At 55.3% G+C, this 22050-nt stretch carries 17 protein-coding genes and 1 pseudogene; 9 read left to right on the top strand and 9 right to left on the bottom strand.

Features of this window, described 5'->3' with window-relative positions; all coding sequences use genetic code 11:
* The first annotated feature begins 5 nt into the window (after window positions 1–5).
* Window positions 6–365: a DUF1294 domain-containing protein gene (locus GHN86_RS06780; RefSeq protein WP_153378290.1), complete on the top strand. Its 360-nt coding sequence runs from the start codon at window positions 6–8 to the stop codon at window positions 363–365.
* A gap of 3 nt (window positions 366–368) precedes the next feature.
* Here GHN86_RS06780 and GHN86_RS06775 read toward each other — a convergent pair.
* Window positions 369–713 (bottom strand): annotated as a pseudogene (locus tag GHN86_RS06775) (MmcQ/YjbR family DNA-binding protein).
* A 14-nt stretch (window positions 714–727) separates the two neighbouring features.
* The gene (locus GHN86_RS06770; protein WP_153378289.1) at window positions 728–1636 is read right to left on the bottom strand and encodes a LysR substrate-binding domain-containing protein; all 909 of its coding nucleotides are present in this window, start codon (window positions 1634–1636) and stop codon (window positions 728–730) included.
* 126 nt (window positions 1637–1762) lie between these two features.
* Here GHN86_RS06770 and GHN86_RS06765 point away from each other — a divergent pair, with 126 nt between their 5' ends.
* Together GHN86_RS06765 and GHN86_RS06760 are read left to right on the top strand one after the other, a co-directional pair.
* Window positions 1763–2374 (top strand): FMN-dependent NADH-azoreductase, encoded by a 612-nt coding sequence (locus GHN86_RS06765; RefSeq protein ID WP_153378288.1) that lies wholly within the window; start codon window positions 1763–1765, stop codon window positions 2372–2374.
* Between the two features lie 162 nt (window positions 2375–2536).
* The gene (locus GHN86_RS06760) at window positions 2537–3568 is read left to right on the top strand and encodes an alpha/beta hydrolase family protein (protein WP_153386280.1); all 1032 of its coding nucleotides are present in this window, start codon (window positions 2537–2539) and stop codon (window positions 3566–3568) included.
* A gap of 33 nt (window positions 3569–3601) precedes the next feature.
* On the opposite strand, the gene GHN86_RS06755 is transcribed toward GHN86_RS06760, so the two are convergent.
* The 3 genes from GHN86_RS06755 to GHN86_RS06745 form a co-directional block, all read right to left on the bottom strand.
* Complete coding sequence (locus GHN86_RS06755) at window positions 3602–3997, bottom strand: tail fiber domain-containing protein (protein ID WP_153378286.1); 396 nt, start codon at window positions 3995–3997, stop codon at window positions 3602–3604.
* Window positions 3998–4221: 224 nt separating this feature from the next.
* Complete coding sequence (locus tag GHN86_RS06750; RefSeq protein ID WP_153378285.1) at window positions 4222–5409, bottom strand: MFS transporter; 1188 nt, start codon at window positions 5407–5409, stop codon at window positions 4222–4224.
* A 161-nt stretch (window positions 5410–5570) separates the two neighbouring features.
* Entirely contained in the window at window positions 5571–7157 is a 1587-nt protein-coding gene (locus tag GHN86_RS06745; RefSeq protein ID WP_153378284.1) for an ABC-F family ATPase, read from the bottom strand.
* 446 nt (window positions 7158–7603) lie between these two features.
* Between GHN86_RS06745 and GHN86_RS06740 the strand changes: the two genes are divergently transcribed.
* The 5 genes from GHN86_RS06740 to GHN86_RS06720 all read left to right on the top strand — a co-directional run bounded on the left by GHN86_RS06740 (window position 7604) and on the right by GHN86_RS06720 (window position 11732).
* A complete protein-coding gene (locus GHN86_RS06740) occupies window positions 7604–8641 on the top strand; it encodes a zinc-dependent alcohol dehydrogenase family protein (protein ID WP_153378283.1) in 1038 nt (345 codons plus the stop codon).
* Window positions 8642–8901: 260 nt separating this feature from the next.
* Entirely contained in the window at window positions 8902–9216 is a 315-nt protein-coding gene (gene hdeA / locus GHN86_RS06735) for an acid-activated periplasmic chaperone HdeA (protein WP_153378282.1), read from the top strand.
* A 188-nt stretch (window positions 9217–9404) separates the two neighbouring features.
* Window positions 9405–9917 carry a hypothetical protein gene (locus tag GHN86_RS06730; protein WP_122785950.1) on the top strand — a complete coding sequence of 171 codons (513 nt, stop codon included), beginning with the start codon at window positions 9405–9407 and terminating at the stop codon, window positions 9915–9917.
* Between the two features lie 303 nt (window positions 9918–10220).
* A complete protein-coding gene (locus GHN86_RS06725) occupies window positions 10221–10565 on the top strand; it encodes a hypothetical protein (RefSeq protein ID WP_153378281.1) in 345 nt (114 codons plus the stop codon).
* A gap of 18 nt (window positions 10566–10583) precedes the next feature.
* Entirely contained in the window at window positions 10584–11732 is a 1149-nt protein-coding gene (locus tag GHN86_RS06720) for a PQQ-dependent sugar dehydrogenase (protein WP_153378280.1), read from the top strand.
* A 34-nt stretch (window positions 11733–11766) separates the two neighbouring features.
* Here GHN86_RS06720 and GHN86_RS06715 read toward each other — a convergent pair whose 3' ends face one another.
* The 4 genes from GHN86_RS06715 to mexE all read right to left on the bottom strand — a co-directional run bounded on the left by GHN86_RS06715 (window position 11767) and on the right by mexE (window position 18853).
* Window positions 11767–12822 (bottom strand): tetratricopeptide repeat protein, encoded by a 1056-nt coding sequence (locus tag GHN86_RS06715; RefSeq protein ID WP_153378279.1) that lies wholly within the window; start codon window positions 12820–12822, stop codon window positions 11767–11769.
* 185 nt (window positions 12823–13007) lie between these two features.
* Window positions 13008–14417 (bottom strand): efflux transporter outer membrane subunit, encoded by a 1410-nt coding sequence (locus tag GHN86_RS06710; RefSeq protein WP_153378278.1) that lies wholly within the window; start codon window positions 14415–14417, stop codon window positions 13008–13010.
* Window positions 14414–17593: an efflux RND transporter permease subunit gene (locus tag GHN86_RS06705; RefSeq protein ID WP_153378277.1), complete on the bottom strand. Its 3180-nt coding sequence runs from the start codon at window positions 17591–17593 to the stop codon at window positions 14414–14416. The genes GHN86_RS06710 and GHN86_RS06705 overlap by 4 nt, the downstream gene beginning before the upstream one ends.
* A 15-nt stretch (window positions 17594–17608) precedes the next feature.
* A complete protein-coding gene (gene mexE / locus GHN86_RS06700) occupies window positions 17609–18853 on the bottom strand; it encodes a multidrug efflux RND transporter periplasmic adaptor subunit MexE (RefSeq protein WP_153378276.1) in 1245 nt (414 codons plus the stop codon).
* A gap of 342 nt (window positions 18854–19195) precedes the next feature.
* Between mexE and GHN86_RS06695 the strand changes: the two genes are divergently transcribed.
* Window positions 19196–22042, top strand: a complete 2847-nt coding sequence (locus GHN86_RS06695) for an RHS repeat-associated core domain-containing protein (RefSeq protein WP_323369958.1) — start codon at window positions 19196–19198, stop codon at window positions 22040–22042.
* Window positions 22043–22050 lie beyond the last annotated feature (8 nt).

The following is a 22050-nucleotide window of genomic DNA, read 5'->3' as shown; positions in this document are numbered from 1 at the left end:
GTGGCATGAAACGCAAGCTCCTTATCTTTGTGCTGCTTTGCGCCTTGCCGCTGGGTGGGGCACTGAACCTGTATGTGTCGGGTTCGACAGGCTTGCCACTACTGGCGTATGTACTCGCCAGTGGGTTGGCGTTCGGGATGTATGGCTACGACAAACGACAGGCAAAAGCGGGCGAGTGGCGAATCCCCGAAAAGGTTCTGCATGCCATTGAGCTGCTGGGTGGTTGGCCGGGCGCGTTGCTGGCCCAGCAGGTGTTTCGCCATAAAACTCGCAAGCTGTCGTATCAACTGTGGTTCTGGTTGATCGTGGCCGTGCATCAAGCGCTGTGGATAGACGTGCTGTACCTGAAATACTTCAAGTTCTAAACGTTAAAGCAGCAAGCCGATTTGGCGCTTTTTCGGCAGTTTGTTGACTACCAGTTGGTGGGAACGTCGCAGCAAGTCTTGCAGTTCGTCAGCGCCCATCGGGTAGGGCGCTTGCATATTGATCCATTACGCACGCGCCAGATATGGCGACGGGCGTATGCCGGGGCGATCGATATAGCCCAGGAACAGGTCTTTTTCGACTTTGAACGAAAGGCCGTTGCTGTTCAGGTTAAACAGGGCAAACATCTTGTTCTGGTCGATGTAGAACACTTCGACCCCGCCCCATTTCACGTCTTCTTTCACCCCCGGCAGGCTGCGACAGAACGCGGCGACCTGGTGTTTGGTCATGGTGTTGTTCTGGTTCATAGCACCTTGTCCCCACATCGTTCAAAGGTTTCAACCAAGTGTTCAATCCAGGCCCGCACGGCTGGCATCACTCCGCGTCGATGCGGATACACGGCATGCAACCAGCCCCCAGGCAATGACCAGTCAGGCAGGATTTGCACTAGCTGACCACTTTCCAGTTCCTGCTCGCAATACATCATGGGCAGCACGGTAAAGCCCAGCCCCGAGAGCGTACAGGCCTTGCGCACCACAAAGTCATCGATGCCCAACCGTGCCTCCATTGTCAGTTCACAGGCTTTGCCCTGTGCATCGAGCATGCGCAAATGCACCATGCGATCAGGCTCCAGCGCACCCAGCAACGGCACGTTTTTCAAGTCTTCGGGGCTATTGATCGGCCATTGCCGGGCGAACTCAGGGCTGGCCACCATCGCTGTCCGCGCCTGGCGCAACCAGCGGGTGGCGAGCAACGGGTCTTCATCGCCTTTCTCGCGTACGCGCAAGGCCACATCAATACCTTCGGTGATCAAATCGACACGGCGATTGAGCAGGATGACTTCCAGTTGAACATGGGGATAGGCGCGTAAAAATGAGCTGATCACCTCGGGCATAAATTCATGGGCCAGCCCTACAGGACAAGAAACACGCAGGCGGCCACGGGGCTCACTGGACATGCTGGCCACCGCTTCATCGGCCATTTCGGCTTGCAAGAGCATGGCCTGGCAGTGGCTCAGATAGCGCTCACCGACGGCGGTCAGCTTAAGTTGCCGCGTGGTACGTTGCAGAAGGCGAGCGCCAAGGCGCTCCTCAAGTTCAGCGACCCGTCGTGACAGGCGCGATTTGGGAATGCCCAGCAGGCGACCGGCGGCCGCGAACCCACCGGCTTCGACAACCTTGGCGAAATAATAGAGATCGTTAAGATCCTGCATGCTGAAGTCTCACTGTCCTACAAGTAGAACGAACTATCGCACGAGAGCGGACTTATCGTCGATTGCTTTCACCCGTAGTATCGCTGCCATCAGATCGCCCCGCAGCGGTCCTCACTGGAGAACAGCATGAAACTTTTGCACATCGATTCGAGCATTCTGGGCGACAACTCGGCTTCGCGTCAGCTGAGCGGTGAAGTGGTTAAAGCCTGGCAGGCCGCAGATTCAGGCCTGGACGTCAGCTATCGCGACGTAGCGGCTGAAGCCATCGAGCATTTCTCGGCGGCGACTCTAGTGGCTGCGGGCACGCCTGCTGAATTGCGTGACGCTGCACAGAAGCACGAAGCACAACTGAGTGCGGACACATTGGCCCAATTCATGGCTGCCGACGCGGTGGTGATTGGCGCACCGATGTACAACTTCACCATTCCAACTCAGCTCAAGGCCTGGATTGACCGCATTGCGGTAGCAGGTCAGACCTTCCGTTACACCGAAAACGGCCCTGAAGGCCTTTGCGGCGGCAAGAAAGTCATCGTGGTATCGACCTCGGGCGGCCTGCACTCCGGCCAGGCTACCGGTGTGGCTCATGAGGATTACTTGAAGGTAGTGCTGGGCTTTTTGGGCATCACTGATGTTGAGTTTGTTCGTGCCCACGGTTTGGCGTATGGGGATGAACTGCGCAGTAAAGCCATGAATGATGCTCACGCGCAGATCAATCAGGAGTTGTTCAGCGCAGCGTAAGCAACCTCACGAATTAAGCTCTGTATGCTGGCGTTCTACAACGCCGGGATACGGAGTTTTTTTCGTCTGCTCTGTATATCAACAATGCCACTGCCCGCAAACCGGGCCTAAAAGATGCAGTGACGTTATTTTCACGTTGTGTGCATAAAAAGGTGGGCACCCATGACGCGACTGTGCGCTGTCTTTATCCTTTTATTGGCTGGGTGCCCCTTCATGGTGCAAGCCGAGCCTGCCCATCATTGGAGCGCGGGCTTTCATCGTCTGAGTTTTCTCGACCCCCTGGATGATCAGCCGATGCACGCTATCGCCTTCTATCCCTCCAGTGATCCGGACGGGGTGACTCACTTGGGCAACTACACCGTTCAAGCCACTGAAGAGGCAAAGATTGCCTTGGGTCATTTCCCGATGTTGATGCTGTCTCATGGCAATACAGGCACGCCGATGGCGTTGCATGATCTGGCAACTTCGTTGGCGCGCGAGGGTTTTGTGGTGGTGGCGGTTCTACATCCCGGCGATAACTACAAAGACCACAGCCGTCTGGGTACGTTGAGTAACTTGTACGGACGACCGATGCAGATTTCAGCAGCCATCACTGCAACCTTGGCTGACCCACGTTTATCGGCGTATGTGCATGACGATCAAGTAGGGGTTATCGGCTATTCGGCCGGTGGTGAAACGGCCTTGATTTTAGCGGGTGCCCAACCCGACCTGCAGCGATTGCGCAATTATTGCCAGGAACGTCCGGATGACCGAGACGCGTGTAACAACCAGGGCGAGCTGATTGCCGATCGAGATGATCTTGTGCCAATAGCCGACCCGCGGGTCGGAGCGCTTTTATTAATGGCACCGCTGGGTTTGATGTTTGGCCGTCAGACCCTGGCCGAGGTGCATGTGCCGGTATTGCTGTATAGCGGTGAGAAGGATCAGTTGGTTGCCCCTGACAAAAACGCCGATGCGCTGGCACGTAAGTTACCGGTAGAACCTGAGTTCAACGTGATTACCGGTGCAGGGCATTTTGTATTTATGGCGCCTTGTAATGATGAACAAAAGGCGCTGATGCCTGAAGTGTGTACCGATGCGCAAGGCGTTGATCGAGAGGATATACATCGAAGTCTGATCAGTGAAGCGGGGCGTTTTTTTAATCAGACGTTAAAGTCAGTATTCAATACAAGAACTGTATACAACGGCCAGTAGTCTGTGCAAATGACCGTTATATAGATGTCGAATTTAATGAGTCTTTTGGACTGCTTCGAGTTGTTTGATGCGGGCGTCCATTTCTCGAACGGACTCAATCAGCGGGCCCACCAACTTTTCGTAGTCCACGCGAAGGTACTGTTTGTCCTGTCGGACTAATTGCGGGTAAACCTTTTGTACATCTTGCGCAATAACGCCAACATCGGCGCGATTTCCTTCTTTCCAGTTAAACGTGACCCCCTGTATTTGCAGTAGTTTTTGAGTGGCGTTGGTAATCGGCAGCACATCGGTTTTCAGCATGGCATCACTGAAAGGGCAGCATGGCCAGCCGCCAGGAGGGCCGGAATCAATTTTGTAATCTGCCAATGCAACGTTTTGCAGGCCGATGATTAAAACGGGCAGGGTCAAAGCTTTGATCAAGAAGCGCATTTTATTATTACTCAGTCAGAACTTTCAATTGTAGGTATCGGGCACTTGGTACCGAGTCTGGTCGGCGCGGCGTATACTGGCTAAAAATAATTAATGCGCAATAATGGCTTTAGGGCACCTTTAATGCTTGATGTTGCAAGGTGATAAGCCATGCATGATAAATGCCGCTTTGCATGGCCTGGAAAGAAAGTTGTGTATGTGTTTTTAGTTGTGTTTTTTAGTAACTAAGCTGTTTTGCGTAAGGAAAGCCCTACAACAATTAGCACTCCAAGCACACTCAATGCCGCAGCACTGAAGAATATCGACGGGTAACCCATATTCAAGGCAATAGCGCCCATGACCGGACCCGCGATAGCCAGTGCCAGATCGAAAAATACGGCATATGCGCTAAGGCCTGCCCCTCGGCTCGAGATGGGCACTTGCTTCACAGCTTCCACACCCAGGGCCGGGTACACCAGTGACAGGCCAAAACCGGTCATGCCTGCGCCGATCAAGGCATACACAGCCGAAGGGGCCAACCAAAGTAATATCAGGCCGCAGGTTTCGATGGTTATGCAGGCTATCGCCACGCTGTAGCCACCAAAACGGTTGATGCTATTGGTGAAGATCAGTCGGGCCAGAATAAAGCAAACACCAAAAACGGAGAGGCAATACGCCGCTCCGTTCCACCCACGGTCAATATAAAAGAGCGTCACGAAGGTGGTGAGTGTGCCGTAGCCGATAGAAGCGAGCGTCAAGCTGATGCCAAAAGGTGCAATCAAGCCGAACACCGACCAGAAGGGCATGCGCACGCCTCGAATGACCGGGATGGAGGGTTTATTGCGGATCAGCACTAAGGCCAATAACGCCAACCCCAGCAGGGCAATACCCAGGCTGAAAAAACCGGCAACGTCAATCATCACCACGCCCAGCGGTGCGCCTAAAGCAATAGCACCGTAAGAGGCTATACCGTTCCAACCGATGGCACGCGCTGTATGTTGCGAGCCGACCTGAGCAATCCCCCAGCTAATGGTCCCGACACCGATTAGCCCTTGGGCAACGCCCAGAAACACCCGACCGACCAGCAACACAGCCAGGCTGAGTAATGGCCAGTTCTCCAGCAACACTGCCAGTGATGTGAGAACGCCGCTGACGGCAATGCCGATTAATCCATAGACAATGGCGGGTTTGGTTCCGACGCTGTCTACCAGACGCCCGGCAGAAGGTCGGCTTAACAAGGTCGCAAGGTATTGCGAAGCGATTGTCAGCCCCGCTACGACTGCGCTGAAGCCCAGGTGGTCATTGACATAGCCGGGCAATACGGCAATCGGTAAACCGATGCAGATGAATGCGATGAAGGTATACATCACGATTGAAAGAATTTGCAGCATGACCGACCGCGAATGAGCAGGCGAGGGGTGTTGCGCAGGCATGACAAGCGGTCCGAATGGCGGTCGAGGCATGCATGATGGCGTGACGAGGGGATAAATGAAAGCAGGCTAACTATTTAAGTCCAGACATTGAAACAAAAAACCCCGTCAACGGGACGGGGTATTTGTTATGACACTTGGCTTGTCATTGACGGTGTCTGATATCAGAACACGACGCCTTGGCTGCGCAGGTAGTCGTCGTAAGTGCCGCTGAAGTCGATTACACCGCTTGGGCTCAACTCGATGATACGAGTGGCCAGCGAAGACACGAACTCACGGTCATGACTCACGAAGACCAAGGTGCCAGGGTAGTTCTCGAGCGCCAGGTTCAACGCTTCGATAGACTCCATGTCCAAGTGGTTGGTCGGTTCGTCCATGATCAGTACGTTCGGTTTTTGCAGGATCAGCTTGCCGAACAACATACGGCCTTGCTCACCACCGGAAATCACCTTCACCGACTTCAGGATGTCATCGTTGGAGAACAGCATGCGGCCCAAGGTGCCACGCACCATTTGCTCGCCTTGAGTCCACTGGCCCATCCAGTCGAACAGGGTCATGTCGTCTTCAAAGTCGTGAGCATGATCCTGGGCGTAATAGCCCAACTCAGCGGCTTCTGTCCACTTGACCGTACCGGCGTCCGGCGTCAGTTCATTGACCAGCGTACGCAGCAGGGTGGTTTTACCGATACCGTTCGGGCCAATGATCGCTACGCGCTCGCCCGCCTCAACAGTGAAGCTGAAATCCTTGAACAGCGTTTTGCCGTCGAAGCCTTTGGCCATCTGATCGACGATAACCGCCTGACGGTGCAGTTTTTTGGTCTGCTCGAAACGGATAAACGGGCTGACGCGGCTCGAAGGCTTGACCTCGGCCAGGGTGATCTTGTCGATCGCCTTGGCACGGGAGCTGGCCTGCTTGGATTTCGAGGCGTTGGCCGAGAAACGGCTGACGAACGATTGCAGTTCGTTGATCTGTGCTTTCTTCTTGGCGTTTTCCGACAGCAGTTGCTCGCGCGACTGAGTGGCGACTGTCATGTATTCGTCATAGTTGCCCGGGAACAGACGTAGCTCGCCGTAGTCCAGGTCAGCCATGTGGGTGCACACGCTGTTCAGGAAGTGACGGTCGTGAGAGATGATGATCATCAGACTGTTACGCTGAGTCAGAATGTTTTCCAGCCAGCGGATGGTGTTGATATCCAAGTGGTTGGTAGGTTCGTCGAGCAGCAGCACTTCAGGATCGGAGAACAGTGCCTGAGCCAGCAATACGCGCAGCTTCCAGCCCGGAGAGACTTCGCTCATCGGGCCGTTGTGTTGCTCAATGCCGATACCCAGGCCCAGCAGCAACTCGCCGGCACGGGACTCGGCGGTGTAGCCGTCCATTTCAGCAAATTCTGTTTCAAGCTCTGCGACGGCCATGCCATGGGCTTCGGTCATTTCGGGCATCGAGTAGATGCGATCACGCTCAGCCTTGACCTTCCACAGCTCTTCATGACCCATGATCACCGTGTCGATCACGGTGAATTCTTCGTACGCGAACTGGTCCTGGCGCAGCTTACCCAGGCGCACGTTCGGCTCCAGCATGACCTGACCGCCGGAGGACTCAAGGTCGCCGCCGAGGATTTTCATGAAGGTGGATTTGCCGCAACCGTTAGCGCCGATCAAGCCATAACGGTTACCCGCGCCGAATTTTACTGAAACGTTCTCAAAGAGCGGCTTTGCGCCGAACTGCATGGTGATGTTAGCTGTGGAGATCAATTACTTTACCTATCAATAGCTTAGAGAGCGCGGATTTGGGCTTGGGCCCATTCGAAGACTCTCCAGTCTGAGCGTGAGTTGACCCAGCGCGCATTTGTAGAGAGCAACCCGTGGACGTTTTGTCCAGGTTGCTGAGCAAAAAAGGCGGGAATCATGCCGGATATGGCGGGCATTGTCGCATAGGTGTGACAACAGGTGTACGCCGCAGAGCGTCTGATTCAAGTCTGCTAGGCGATAAAACAGGTGATTTGGGTTTGATTCGCGGGAGCGGGCGCGGTTGATTCCGATACGCCTTGAGCGCAAGAACGCAGTCATCGGGTTTTATGACCTGCGGCAATGCGCATTGGTCAAAGGCTGCTTTACTCCATCGAACGACTTTAGGGGGGCGTTGCAGAGGCATGGCGCGCCAATCGCTGTTGATTCTGATCGGAGAAAGGAAAGCCATCATGAAAGCACTCACCTATCAGGGGCCGGGCGAAAAGAGCTGGGCCGAGGTTCCAACACCGGTCGTCGATAAACCGACCGATGCTATCGTTCGTATCCTCCACACGACCATCTGTGGCACGGACCTGCATATCCTCAAGGGCGATGTCCCGGAAGTTGCTAAAGGTACCGTATTGGGCCATGAAGGCGTGGGCGTGATTGAGTCGGTAGGTTCGGCTGTACGCAACTTCAAACCGGGTGATCATGTCTTGATCTCTTGCATAACGTCCTGCGGCAGTTGCCCGAACTGTCGCCGCCAGATGTATTCCCATTGTGCTGACGGCGGTTGGATTCTGGGGCACCTGATTGACGGTACCCAAGCTGAATATGTGCGTATTCCCCATGCCGACAACAGCCTTTATCCCGTTCCCGCCGGAGCGGACGAGGAAGCGCTGGTGATGCTGAGCGATATTTTACCCACTGGTTTTGAGATCGGCGTGCTGGCAGGCAAGGTCAAGCCGGGAGACAGTGTCGTGATTGTAGGCGCTGGGCCTGTCGGTATGGCTGCGCTCCTGACGGCTCAGTTTTATTCACCCGCCATGTTGATCGTGGTCGATGGTGATACCAACCGACTGGAAGTGGCTCAACGGTTTGGCGCAACCCACGTAATCGACATCAACACGCAAAATGCTGTTGAGCGAATTTTTGAGCTGACCCAAGGGGTAGGGGTGGACGTGGCTATTGAGGCTGTGGGCATTCCTGCGTCATTTGACACCTGCCAGTCGGTGGTTGCCCCCGGCGGCAGTATCGCCAACGTAGGCGTACACGGTAAAAGTGTTGAGTTGCATCTGGAAAAACTGTGGATCCAGAACGTCACGATTTCAACCGGGCTGGTGAATACCAATACCACTCCCATGCTGATGAAAACGGTGCAGTCCGGCAAAGTTGACGCCGGTCAATTGATCACTCACCGCTTTGCCCTGAATGACATTCTTGAAGCGTACGAAGTATTCGGTAATGCGGCTAAAGAGAAGGCGATGAAAGTGATTCTTTCGCAATGATCAGATTGGCCAACTGACGGCTACAAGTGCCAGGAAGAACGCTTTCCAGGCACTTTGAGGTAACTGAGACGACAGAGACAGGGTCGGATTTACAGATCAATTCGTCCCATGATTTCGTGTGCCTTTTGGATATCTACAACAGCGTGTTCACAGGCTGAAGCGCCTTCGTTACTTCTTTGACAGGGTCGGTTTTGGCAACTATGTTCTTGGCGGTATAACCAATGTCACTCACATTCTTTCGATAATAGGGAAATATTGATATGAAGAAGTACATCCTGATGATTGGCGCAGCAAGTTTGGTGGCCATGACTTCAATGGCTCAGGCCGCTGATGCCAAGCCCGTTTCGAAATGGACGTGCGAAGACTTTCTGGCAGTCAAAGACACCTTCCAGCCGACTGCTGTGGGTCTGGGTGAAGCCGTTAACAAAAGCGGCAAGGTAGAAGACGCTGTGCTGGACGTCGACGGTGTTGAAACCCTCACTCCTCTGGTGATTACCGCCTGTAAAGAAGCGCCGAAAGATTCCTTCGTTCAGAAAATCAAGTCCGAGTGGACAAAAGTTAAAAAAGACGTGTAACACCCCAAGCCTGTACTCCTGGCGAGTACAGGCTGATTTCCCTCCCGCCAAAGCCCGCATGCGGCTAAATTTCATACTTCTTCTGAATTTCTTGCCTCGTATCCCCTCTACATTTAAAGCAAGCCAGACATGAGTGGCTGAAGGGCGTAGTAGACTGCGTCGGATTTATTATTGAGTCGGGGAATCCTATGTTAATCAGATCATTAGCTGAGCTGGATCGCATTCGTGACGAATGTAAAGCCATGGTCACCAAGCGTTCTGCCGTATCGGCTGGCGCAGCGGCCATTCCGATACCAGGGCTGGACATTGGAACGGATGTGGCGCTGCTGGTTGAAATGCTGCCGGCAATCAACAGTAAATTCGGTTTGACTCCTCAACAGATTGAACAAATGGACACGCGATCCAGACGTCTCATCGTGGTCGCAGTGTCAGGCATTGGCAGTGAAGTCATCGGCAAATTCATCAGTCGGACGTTAGTCATGTCGCTGGTTCGCAAAATGGGCACCAAGGTAGCCACCAAATCGGTCATTCGGTTTGTGCCTTTTGTCGGTCAGGCAGTGGCCGCCACCATCAGCTTTGGCGTGATGAAAATGGTGGGTAACGGCCATATCGAGGACTGCTACCAGGTCTGCCGCGAAGCGCTGATTGCAGAGGCTCGCGAATCGACCGTGATAGAAATCGGGCCTGATCCTTATCCTTGATTACACGCTCATGTGTATCCCGCGACTCCCGCCTCCAGTGCTAACCGACGGCGTGGCCATCCAGATCGGTTTCACCCTGCCTTCAGAGTGCTTGCGTCCGTCATAGCAGATGCCTATGGCTGAGACGCCTACATGCACCGATTGCGGGGTGATCAGCGCCCAGCAAGCTCCCAGGCTATCGCTGCCCCGTAGCAACATTGAGTGACATTTTGACTCTTTAAATTGAGCGTATTAACGTTTTAAACCGAACCTGCAGCCCAAGAGTCCCTCAAAGATATAGGGTGCGCAGAGAAGGAGAACGTGATGAACAGTTGTCGATCCAAACTCGTCTTGTTGCTATTAGGGTTTGCCACGGTCACGTGCGCGAATGCACACCCGTTTCCGGCTACCGACTCGCCCGGCAGCCAGTGGATCGCACAAGGCTCCCAGCCCGGCAGCACCAACAACACAATCCGGCGTATCAATCCTAATAGCCGCCAAGGCAGCGTTCCTTCCACGCCAGTGCCGAGAGGCCCTTCGACCATGCCCAGGGTGAAAAACCCGACCCTTGAAAATGGCGGAGTGGGCAATGGCTATCCGCGTAATCCGTCGTTGCCCGCGACCGTCAAGCCGACAGCACCGTCGCTGCAACCGCGAGACAACCGTTAATCGAATAAGGAATAGCTCATGTTGAGAAAAACGCTTTTGGCTGTTGTGTGCGCCTCGTCAATGCTCAATGTTGCACTATCGGTTCATGCCGACGAGCAGAAGAGCTTTTCTTCCGAAGCGGGAACCGTGACAGTCACACCCGTGGTGCAAGGCCTGGATCATCCCTGGGCTGTGGCTTTTCTGCCGAACAATAAAGGTATGTTGATTACCGAGCGACCAGGACAATTGCGGGTAGTAAGCCCTGAAGGCAAACTCTCGGCGCCGCTGTCAGGCGTTCCGCAAGTGTGGGCCAAGGGGCAGGGTGGATTGCTTGATGTCGTCCTGTCGCCGACTTTTGCTAAAGACCGGCTGGTGTATTTGTCGTATGCAGAGGGTGGCGACGAAGGTAAAGCAGGTACTGCGGTTGGCCGCGCTCGTTTATCGGATGATTTGACCGAGCTGGACAATTTTGAGGTGATTTTTCGACAAACACCCAAACTCTCCACGGGTAATCACTTTGGTTCTCGACTGGTCTTCGACGGCGATGGGTATCTGTTTATCGCGCTTGGCGAGAATAATCAGCGGCCCACGTCCCAGGATCTCGACAAGTTGCAAGGCAAAATTGTGCGCATCTTCCCCGACGGAAAAATCCCGACCGACAACCCTTTTGTGAAAGAGTCAGGCGTGCGGCCGGAAATCTGGTCCTACGGTCATCGCAATCAACAGGGGGCGGCACTTAATCCATGGTCGGGCGCGCTCTGGACCCATGAACATGGCCCCAAAGGCGGGGATGAAATCAACGTAATTGAGCCCGGCAAAAACTATGGCTGGCCGTTGGCGACCCATGGCATTGATTATTCATCCCAGCCAATCCCCGAGGCCAAGGGCAAGACGCTGGATGGCACCGTTGTTCCTCATCACGTCTGGGAGAAATCGCCGGGCATCAGCGGCATGGCGTTCTACGACGCAGACCGCTTCAAGCCCTGGCAACACAGCTTGTTTATTGGCGCGCTGGCAGATAAAGGTTTGATACGGCTACAGCTCGATGGCGACAAGGTGGTGCATGAGGAGCGCTTGTTAGGTGACTTGAACGCGCGTATTCGCGACGTTCGCCAGGGGCCTGACGGGTATGTGTATGTCTTGACCGATGATGAGAATGGCGCGCTTTATCGCGTGGGCCTGAAGTAGCGGGCAGCCTGCTTGTGCTAACCGTGAGTCCCTTTTAAAGTCCCTGCTGCAAAGCCGGATCATCGGGGTTCATTTGTTCAAGCTGTGCCAGTAACACCTGCACGTTCTGTAGCTGCCCGGTTTCCTTCCAGTAGCGGATCAACAGGATGCGGGCCTTGCGATTGGCGGGTTGGCGCTGCAACAGTTCTTCAAGTTGGCGTTGCGCCGCTTCCAGTTGTTCAAGGTCGTGCAGGGCAACCGCCAGTTTGTACCGGTAGTCACTGTTATCAGGTTCCAGCTCCACGGCTTTAGCCAGGCCGAGCAATGCGTATTCTGTCTGGCCGTGGTTGAGCAGCCATACCCCAAGGGCATGTTGCAGGTAAGCCGAGTCCGGGTGCGCTTGCAGTTGCTTGGCCAACAGTTGCCGTGCTTGATCAGCGTGCCCGCGCTTCTCCAGCAACTCTACTTGTGCGACTACCGCGCGCAGGTTATCGGGCTCCAGGGCCGTGACTTTCTCAAGCGCTGCCTGAGCCTGATCCAATTGCCCTTCATGCAGGTACAACCGAGCGAGCTGACCTTGTGCTTGCGCGTCGTCAGGTCGAGTCATGAGGTCGCGTTCATACTCGTCGATGACTTGTTGCAACGGTCCGAAGTACAGACCTTGTTCATCCGCCGACAAACCCAGCAAAGCATTGGCTGCCGCAAACCGTACGCTTTGTTCAGGGTCGTCCAGTAACGGGCCAAGCAGCAGTGTGCGTTGAGCGTTGGGCACCAGGCCGACAATGCTTTGGATCGCCGCCTGACGCACTAAAGGCGAGGAGTTGAGCAGATCGGCATCTGCCAGTTTCAAGGCTTGAGGGCTTGGATAGTTAGGCAGTTCGGCATGCAAGCTAGCACGACGTATATCGGAGAGGTCGGTGCGGGCCAGTTGCTGATACAAAACCCGCGCAGCACCGGGCTGCCCGTTATGAGCTTGTTCGAGCGCAGCGGAGTAACTGTGGCTAGTGGTGGCGGGAGCTACCGTAGGAACGGTGCGCATCCCATACCAGAGACCGCCTGCGATCAGTGCAGACACCAAACTGATAAACAGGTAACGGCGAGGCTGAACCATGCAATATCCAGAAACAAGCGAGCGTATGAGCTGCAAGATTGGGACAGTCTGGCGCTGGAGTCAAACGGCGGGGGCGACAGCGGGCGGATTCGGACCCAAAAAAAAGCCCCGCGACCGAATGAGCGCAGGGCTAAAAATTGGTTGGTTGCGGCCAACCAAAGGAGCTCTTGGGTACAGCCGTTAAATCAGTGCGCGCGGGCCAGGGTCTCAGGTTGCCAGCCGCCACCCAACGCTTTGTAAATGGCCACTACGCCGCGATAAAGTTCTACCTCGGCCTGCGCCTGGCTGTCTTCAGCGGCCAAACGCTCGCGCTGGGCATCGAGCAGGACTAAAAAGTCCACTGTGCCTTCGCGATAGCGTATCGCTGCCAAATCTGCGGCGGTGCGGCTCGATTCACTTTGACGAATCAACGACACCAGACGTTGCTGGCGTTTGCCATAGTCACTGAAGGCGTTGTCTGACTCCTCAAGTGCTAACAAAACTTGCTGCTCGTAACTGGCCAACGCGCCTTCAGCTTCGGCATCAGCGCCACGCAAACGGGCGCGTACACTGCCCAGATCAAATGCCGGCCAAGTAATACGAGGGCCCAGTGCCCAAGCATTGGCTGCCGCCGAGCCAATTTGTGACCCGCGCCCGGCGGTAAATCCCAGGAATCCGCTCAGACTGACCCGTGGGAACAAATCGGCTTTGGCCACGCCAATACGAGCCGTGGCGGCTGCCAGTTTGCGTTCGGCGCTCATGATGTCCGGCCGGCGCTGTAACAGATCGCCGGGATTGCCGATGTTCAATGCCTTGGCAATCGCCGGCAGTTGTTTAGGGCTCAAATCGACGCTCAATTGCTCAGGCCGTTGCCCCAATAAGGTGGCGATACGATTGCGCTCGCGCACTTGCTCGGCTTGCAGCTGCGGGACGCTGGCTTCAACAGAAGCCAAGCGAGCGTCCGCACGCACCACGTCCAATTGATCGCCCACGCCCGCATCGCGCAGGCTTTCAGTGATGGCCTTGGAGTCTTGCTGGTTTTTCAGGTTGTCCAGGGCGATGCGCTCACGCAGTTGTGCGCCGCGCAGCTCGCCGTAGGCATACACCAATTCAGCAATCATGGTGACTTGCAGTTGGTAAAGATCAGCCGCGGCAGCCTGTTCGTCAGCGTCGCTGGCTTCCAGTTCGCGTTGAATACGACCAAACAGGTCGATTTCCCAGGCCATATCCAGACCCAGATCGTAGCGTTCACTGTTGACCCGCTTTTCGGTCTGACCCGGTATTTGTCCTTTGCCTACATCACTGCTGGCTCGGCTGGTAATGGTTGGCATGGCGTCGTTACTGACGTCATCGCGAATGGCCCGCGCTGCCCGTAGGCGGGCAAATGCCACACGCAACTCGCGGTTGCCGTCAAGTGATTGCGTCACCAACTGATTCAGCGTCGGGTCGTCAAACTGCTGCCACCAGATGCCTTCAAAGTGGGCGCGGTCAAACCCCTTCAAATAGTCGGCATTGATCTGTGCTGGTGCCGTGTCCGGGGTTTTAAAGTCCGGGCCAACGGCGCAAGCACTCAAGGCCAACATCAACAGGCTCGGCATAAAGACTTTCAAGCTCATTGCTGCGACTCCAACTTCAGGTGTTTTGCGGCTTTGCGTGCTTCACTGCGCTCCACATAGCGGCGAATCAATACATAGAACACCGGTGTCAGCAGCAGGCCGAAGAAGGTCACCCCGAGCATTCCGGAGAACACCGCAACACCCATGGCGTGGCGCATCTCTGAACCGGCACCGCTGGAAAGTACCAAAGGCACCACACCCATGATGAAGGCGAACGAAGTCATCAGAATCGGCCGCAGACGCAAGCGGCAAGCTTCCAGTACCGCAGCCAGCGGGTCGAGCCCTTCTGCCTGTTTATCCTTGGCGAACTCGACAATCAGAATGGCGTTCTTGCACGCCAACCCCACCAGAACGATCAAGCCAATCTGAGTGAAGATGTTGTTGTCACCGCCTGAGAGAATCACCCCGGTAATGGCTGATAGCAGCGTCATCGGGACGATCAGGATCACTGCCAGTGGCAGGCTCCAGCTTTCGTATTGAGCGGCCAGTACCAGGAACGCCAACAGTACGCAGAGCGGGAAGACAAACAGTGCGGTATTGCCCGAGAGGATTTGCTGGAAGGTCAGCTCAGTCCATTCGTAGGTCATGCCGTTAGGCAGTTCTTCTTTAAGCAGTTTTTCCATTGCTGCTTCGGCCTGACCCGAACTGTAACCCGGTGCTGCGCCGCCGTTGATTTCAGCAGTGACAAAACCGTTGTAATGCATGACGCGGTCAGGGCCTGCGGTATCGCTGACCTTGATAAAGGTCGCCAGCGGGATCATCTCGCCTTTGTTATTACGCACTTTCAATTGGCCAATCTGCTCAGGCTCCAGACGGAACTGCTGCTCAGCTTGAACGTTTACCTGATAAGTACGTCCGAAGCGGTTGAAATCGTTGGCATACAGCGAACCTAGATAGATCTGCAAGGTGTCGAAGATGTCGCTGATCGCCACGCCGTGGGTTTTAGCCTTTTCACGGTCAATCGCGGCATCGACTTGCGGAACGTTGACCTGATAGCTGGTGAACAGGCCGGCCAGTTCCGGCACGTCATGGCTTTTGGCGATGACGTTCTGCACTTCCTTGTACAACTCGTCGTAACCCAGACCGCCACGGTCCTCGACTTGCAGGCGGAACCCGCCAATGGTGCCCAGACCTTGTACCGGCGGCGGCGGGAAGATAGCGATATAGGCTTCTTGAATATCGGCGAACTCACCATTGAGTGTGGCGGCAATAGCAGCAGCGGACTGGCTAGGGTCTTTACGCTCGTCAAACGATTTCAGTGCGACAAACACAATGCCGCTGTTGGGGCTATTGGTGAAGCCGTTGATCGACAGTCCGGGGAAGGCTATCGAATTGGCCACACCTGGCTGCTTGAGGGCCAACTCGGACATGCGCTTGATCACGCTTTCAGTGCGATCCAGACTGGCCGCATCCGGAAGTTGAGCAAAGGCCACCAGGTATTGCTTGTCTTGCGGCGGTACAAAGCCGGTCGGTGTGTGAGCAAATCCGGCCCACGTCAACACCATCAGGCCAGCGTAAATCAACATGGCTATCCCGCTGCCACGAATGATCCGACGCACCGTACCGACATAGCCGTTACTGGCTTTGACGAAGAAACGGTTGAATGGAGCAAACAGCCATCCACCAAACAGACGGTCCAAAAGTCGGGTGAAACGATCTTTGGGTGCGTGATGGCCTTTAAGCAATACCGCTGCCAGCGCAGGCGACAACGTCAGCGAGTTGAAGGCAGAGATCACTGTCGAGATGGCAATGGTCAACGCGAACTGCTTATAGAACTGGCCTGTCAGGCCGGAAATAAAGGCGGCCGGGATGAACACCGCACACAGCACCAATGCCGTGGCAATGATCGGCCCGGTCACTTCACGCATCGCCCGCTTGGTCGCATCGACGGGGTTGAGCCCCAGTTCGATATTCCGCTCGACGTTTTCCACCACCACGATCGCATCGTCCACCACGATACCGATGGCCAAAACCAGGCCGAACAGCGACAGGGCGTTGAGCGAGAAGCCGAACATATGCATCACTGCAAACGTACCGATCAGCGATACGGGAACGGCCACCAGCGGAATAATCGAGGCGCGCCAGGTTTGCAGAAACAGGATGACGACCAGTACAACCAGAATCAGGGCTTCAAACAGGGTATGAACCACCGCTTCAATCGAGCCACGGACGAAGATGGTCGGGTCGTAGGCAATTTGGTAGTCCATGCCCTGCGGGAAGCTCTTCTTCAGTTCGGCCATTTTGGCGCGAACGTCGTTCGAGATCTGGATTGCATTGGAGCCGGGGCGCTGGAAAATGGGAAGTGCCACAGCCGGCTGGTTGTCCAGCAACGAACGCAACGCGTACTGGCTGGAACCCAGCTCAACCCTGGCGATGTCTTTGAGGCGCGTGATCTGGCCATCATCGCCGGAGCGAATGATGATGTTTTCGAACTCTTCTTCTGTGACCAGACGGCCTTGGGTGTTAACCGACAGCTGGAAGCTGGACGCGTTGGGTGCAGGCGGTGAGCCCAGAGCACCGGCGGCGACCTGACGGTTTTGCTCACGGATAGCCGTGACCACGTCCGTCGCGGTCAGGTTGCGCGATGCGGTTTTGTTGGGATCGAGCCATACCCGCAGTGAGTAGTCGCCCATGCCGAACATCTGTACATCACCGATACCGTCCAGACGCGCCAGTTCGTCCTTGATATTGAGAATGGCGTAGTTGGACAGGTAGAGCATGTCGTAACGCTGATCCGGCGAGGTCAAGTGCACAACCATGGTCAGGTCGGGCGAGGCCTTGTCCACCGTGATACCGATACGCGTCACTTCTTCGGGCAGCTTGGGCTGCGTCCGCGTCACGCGGTTCTGCACCTGCACCTGGGCGGTGTCCAGATTAGTGCCCAGTGCAAACGTAATGGTCAGGGTGATTTTGCCGTCGGCGGTGGATTGCGAAGACATGTACAGCATGTTTTCCACGCCGGTAATGGCTTGCTCCAGTGGAGCGGCAACGGTATCGCCAATCACTTTAGGGTTAGCACCGGGGAAGCTGGCACGCACCACTACGGTTGGCGGCACGACTTCGGGGTATTCACTGATAGGCAATTGGAACAGCGAAATGCCGCCCGCAATCAGAATCAGCAAGGAAAGCACAGCCGCGAAAATCGGCCGCTGAATAAAGAACTGGGAAAAATTCATCGGAGTTATCGTCCCTTAACCGCGCGGAGTCGCAACGCTGGCCAGCTTCGGCGCGCTGGCGGCGGGCTTCACCTGTGGCAGGTTGCTGGCTTCCAGAGCTTGTCGTTGTTGTGCCAGTGCGGCGAGGGTTTGTTCGTTGGCCATCGGGATCACTTCAGGTGCTACCGGCGAACCGGGACGTACTTTCTGCAAGCCTTTGACGATGATGGTGTCGTCCTTGTTCAGGCCGCTGCGAACGATGCGCAAGCCCTCGATTTTTGGCCCCAGATCAACCGTGCGGTAGGTGGTTTTGTTGTCCGCATCCATCACCAGTACAAATTTCTTGCCCAGATCAGTCCCGACCGCCTCTTCATTGATCAGTACCGCAGAGTAGGTGCCGCTGCCCACTAACTTCAGGCGTGCATACAGGCCGGGCGTGAAGCTGCCATCGGCGTTGTCGAATACCGCGCGACCGCGGATGGTGCCGGTTTGCGGATTAACCCGGTTATCGACGAAGTTCATCTGACCGAGATGAGGATTACCTTCTTCGTTGGACAGGCCGAGATAGACCGGGGTGGTCTGGCCGCGCTGCCCCTGACGGGCCAGTTGCGAATACTTGAGGAATACGCGTTCGTCGGCGTCGAAGTAGGCGTATACCTTGTCTGTCGAAACCACGCTGGTCAGGGGGGTGACATCAGCGGTGACGATGTTGCCAGCGGTGATTTCAGCACGGCTGACACGGCCACTGATGGGCGATGTAACACGGGTAAAGCTCAGGTTGAGCTTGGCCAGATCCAGTTGCGCCTGAATTGCCGCGACACCGGCGCGAGCTTCCTGTGCTGCGGTGGTGCGCGAGTCCGCCAGTTCTGCAGAAATGGCATTGCTCTGGCGCAGACGCTCACCGCGTTGAGCTTCGTTTTCAGTACGGCTGGCGTTGGCACGAGCTTGTTGCACTTGTGCTTCGAGCTGGCGTACGGCGGCCTGGAACGGACGCGGGTCAATCTGGAACAGCAAGTCGCCCTTTTTCACCAGGGCGCCCTCGGTAAAGGCGACCTGATCAATCTGGCCCGACACGCGCGGACGTATTTCAACCGTTTCTGGCGCTTCAAGGCGCCCGGTGAATTCGTCCCATTCGTTGACCGGCTGTTCCAGCACTTTGGCCACACTGACTTTTGCTGCGGGAGCAGGAGCAGTCGCTTGTGGCGTTTTTCCGCATGCACTCATCACCACGATGGCCAAAGCCGCCAGTGGGAAGCGCAAATGTTTCAGTGACTGTTCCATGAGGGGTGTATCCGCCAATTTGTTGAGATGGGCGGATAATGCTGGCGCGCGTACTGGCAAACGAATCGAACCCAGCAAAGGTTACTATCACTGGGAATGATAGAAAGTCGAAGCGAGCTGTCTAGCTTGCGGTTTTTATTAGCATGCTATCAATAAATGGCTGAAGTTAAAGCGTTCGATACACGCTAATGCCGGCGCAAAAAACAACGAATAAATACCCCGCAAGAAGCAGAGTGACTGTTTAGTTTGGACCAATTATTGTGCCAAGCAGGTCAGTTATTTATGCCTTCCCTACACCGTCATACACCTTCACTCATTGCTATAGACCCCCGGAGAGCCGTAGTGCGTTCGGTGGCTTACCACCGGCTGCGCAGCGGGGATACGCCCAAGGCACGCATCACCCGCAATGTGTGGAGTGCATCCGGATACTTGCTTGAACAATGGGATCCGCGCTTTTATGCACTGCAGCTGGGCGATCCTTCTGTACTTCCTAATATTAGCCACCGTTACAGTCTATCGGGACTGGCATTGAGCACCGATTCCATTGATGCCGGGCGCAGCGTGGCGCTGTTTGGCAGTGGCGGGCAGCCCATTCAGCGCTGGGACGGTCGCGGTGCCAGAACACGCCATGAATATGATTCATTGCTCAGGCCCATTGCGCTATTTGAACAGGCCAGTAACGACCAACAGGAGCGTTGCGTTGAGCGTTTAACCTACGGTGCTGTGACCTCTGAACTGGCTGAGAATAATTGTTGTGGTCGGCTGACGCGTCATGACGATACAGCGGGATGCGTGAACTACGATCATTACGCACTCATGGGGAGCATTAGCGGTGAGTCCCGCCGTTTTGCGCTGGTGCCCGGTGAAATCAATTGGTCTGTGGTGCAGAGCCTTCGCGAGTCAGCGTTGCGTTCCGAGCGCTTTAGCAGTAGCTGGCAATACACTGCATTGGGCGCTGTGCGTGAGCAGATCGACGCCAAAGGTAATCGTCATCTCTCGCAATACGGCCCGGAAGGTGAACTGACACAGGTTTCACTGCTGTTAAATAGTGGTAAGCGCAAAGTTGTGCTGGACCACAGGATCTATAACGCAATGGGACTTGTGATCAAGGAGCGCGCAGGCAACGGCATGATTACTGAGGTCAGTTACAACGAGGCTGATGGCAGCTTACAGCGGCTGGCAAGCTACCGTTCCGAGCGCCGGGAGCATGCACTCCAGGACCTCACATATGGCTATGACCGGGTGGGCAATGTATGCAGCATCAATGATGCTGCACAGCCCACCACCTGGACCAGCAATGCGAAGGTCAATGCCATAAGCCTGTATGAGTACGACACCCTCTACCAGTTGATCCACGCCACCGGGCGCGAAAATGCGCAGCACAACGGTGGTCCGGCATTGCCGGGATGGGTGATGTTCGGTGCTCCCCAAAGTAATCTGTGGCGTAACTACACTCGCCAGTATCAGTACGATGCGGGCGGTAATCTATTACAAATGCGGCATGTACCCTCGTCAGGACAGGGTTACACCCAGCGCATGCATGTGGCGCTAAACAGTAATCGAAGCATCCTCTACGCAAAGAGCCCGTTCGCGGACAGTAGTTTTGACCGTTGTGGCAACCAGCAAATGTTGGCACAGAGCCAGAGCATGGAGTGGAACGTGCGCAACCAACTGACTCGGGTTAACCAAGTCCTTCGCGACGACGCTGAAGACGACATGGAGACCTATACATACGATGCGGGCGGGATGCGTGTTCTCAAATGCCGGTCGAGCAAAGCCATGAGCCTGACCCATACGCGTGAAGTTATCTATTTGCCAGGGCTCGAGTTACGCCGTGACCATGCGCTGGGTCAGTGGTTCACGGTCGTGTCAGTCGACACCGGGCGTGCGACGGTCAAGGCATTGCTATGGGAGAAGGGCAGACCCCGAGCGGTAGATGACGAGCAACTTCGATTCTGCCTGTCGGATCCCCTTGGCAGTTGTTCGCTGGAACTTGATGAGCAAGCCGCGCTTCTCAGTCAGGAAGGGTATTACCCCTATGGGGCCACTGCATGGTGTGCAGCGAAAAATTCAATTGAGGTGACGTTCAAGACCTTTCGCTATTCGGGTAAAGAGCGGGACGCAACGGGGCTCTACTACTACGGTTTGAGATATTACGCGCCTTGGTTGCAGCGCTGGATAAGCCCTGACCCCGGCTACGATATCAATGGGCTTAATCTTTACAGGATGGTGAACAACAATCCGATGACCTTGCGTGATATGGACGGGCGTCAGGGGGTTGGAATGACTCAACGCGTGCTCTTGGGGCTTGCTTTTATTCCGATACTCGCAGGACTGGGGGCGGGCTTGGGCTGGGCAGTGGCAGGTGAACCCGCCATTGGAGCAAGCCTGGGTGCCTTGCTCGGAGTGAGCATTTTGGCTTTGTTGCTTCATGAAGGCTATCAGAGAGAAAGCAGGCGTGCCTTGCTTAACTCCCCGGACCACAGGCAAAGAACAGTAGCTAAGTGGCTGTCTGAATGTGCTGTATACATTGCCGAGTCTCGGGGCCTGACCCACGAAGAGACGAATCGGCTGGTCAATTTTTTTTATCAACAACAACATGATGACGAAAAGCTTTCGATTCAGTCACACACGACAGCGGAAGGCAAAATTTATGCTTTTATTGGACCAGCGACCTCTCAAGAGCGCTTGAACCAGTTGATTGAGCTTGATAGGCCAATGGGCAAAGAGCTGCGTCAGCTGGGCTATAGCCATATTTTGCTACGCGAACCTGCTCGAGAGGTGGTGGCCCAAAGCTCAGCTACAAGCGGGCTTAGCCGATTCGACGTCCAGGGTTCCACGCCGCTGGCCAAGCGAAAAGTGGTGAAAGGTGAAAGTGCTCCTGCGAGCACCCGCAAGCAGGCCCTTGCTACGGGCTCAAGTACATCGGCTTTCAGTGTTGATACATCTGAGGTCGCGCATCTTATGAGTGGTCGTGAGGGTCGCAGCATCGCAATCACGCTGGGTCATCTGAATGAAGGCCGGATGGCTGCGGTGCATTGGCACAAACACCGCGACGACGGTGACTTGTGGTCTGCGGATCTTCATGGGTTTCCAGGTGCCGGGAAACGGCGCAGTGCATATCGATTGATGTTTGAGCACCTCGGTGCTCGTACCTACCGAGTTGCCGGCATACGCGATCCACATTGAGAGCAATT

The organism is Pseudomonas helleri (assembly GCF_009600315.1).
Lineage (GTDB): Bacteria > Pseudomonadota > Gammaproteobacteria > Pseudomonadales > Pseudomonadaceae > Aquipseudomonas > Aquipseudomonas helleri_A.
The sequence above is the reverse complement of the archived record's forward strand: the minus strand, read 5'-3'. Positions and strand labels throughout refer to the sequence as shown.

Coding starts and splice junctions, on each gene's coding strand:
- GHN86_RS06705 (WP_153378277.1), bottom strand. CDS start 17,593: ATGAATTTTTCCCAGTTCTTTATTCAGCGGCCGATTTTCGCGGCTGTG.
- GHN86_RS06715 (WP_153378279.1), bottom strand. CDS start 12,822: ATGGTTCAGCCTCGCCGTTACCTGTTTATCAGTTTGGTGTCTGCACTG.
- GHN86_RS06770 (WP_153378289.1), bottom strand. CDS start 1,636: ATGCAGGATCTTAACGATCTCTATTATTTCGCCAAGGTTGTCGAAGCC.
- GHN86_RS06730 (WP_122785950.1), top strand. CDS start 9,405: ATGTTAATCAGATCATTAGCTGAGCTGGATCGCATTCGTGACGAATGT.
- GHN86_RS06780 (WP_153378290.1), top strand. CDS start 6: ATGAAACGCAAGCTCCTTATCTTTGTGCTGCTTTGCGCCTTGCCGCTG.
- GHN86_RS06750 (WP_153378285.1), bottom strand. CDS start 5,409: ATGCCTGCGCAACACCCCTCGCCTGCTCATTCGCGGTCGGTCATGCTG.
- GHN86_RS06740 (WP_153378283.1), top strand. CDS start 7,604: ATGAAAGCACTCACCTATCAGGGGCCGGGCGAAAAGAGCTGGGCCGAG.
- GHN86_RS06710 (WP_153378278.1), bottom strand. CDS start 14,417: ATGAGCTTGAAAGTCTTTATGCCGAGCCTGTTGATGTTGGCCTTGAGT.
- mexE (WP_153378276.1), bottom strand. CDS start 18,853: ATGGAACAGTCACTGAAACATTTGCGCTTCCCACTGGCGGCTTTGGCC.
- GHN86_RS06725 (WP_153378281.1), top strand. CDS start 10,221: ATGAACAGTTGTCGATCCAAACTCGTCTTGTTGCTATTAGGGTTTGCC.
- GHN86_RS06755 (WP_153378286.1), bottom strand. CDS start 3,997: ATGCGCTTCTTGATCAAAGCTTTGACCCTGCCCGTTTTAATCATCGGC.
- GHN86_RS06760 (WP_153386280.1), top strand. CDS start 2,537: ATGACGCGACTGTGCGCTGTCTTTATCCTTTTATTGGCTGGGTGCCCC.
- GHN86_RS06765 (WP_153378288.1), top strand. CDS start 1,763: ATGAAACTTTTGCACATCGATTCGAGCATTCTGGGCGACAACTCGGCT.
- GHN86_RS06720 (WP_153378280.1), top strand. CDS start 10,584: ATGTTGAGAAAAACGCTTTTGGCTGTTGTGTGCGCCTCGTCAATGCTC.
- hdeA (WP_153378282.1), top strand. CDS start 8,902: ATGAAGAAGTACATCCTGATGATTGGCGCAGCAAGTTTGGTGGCCATG.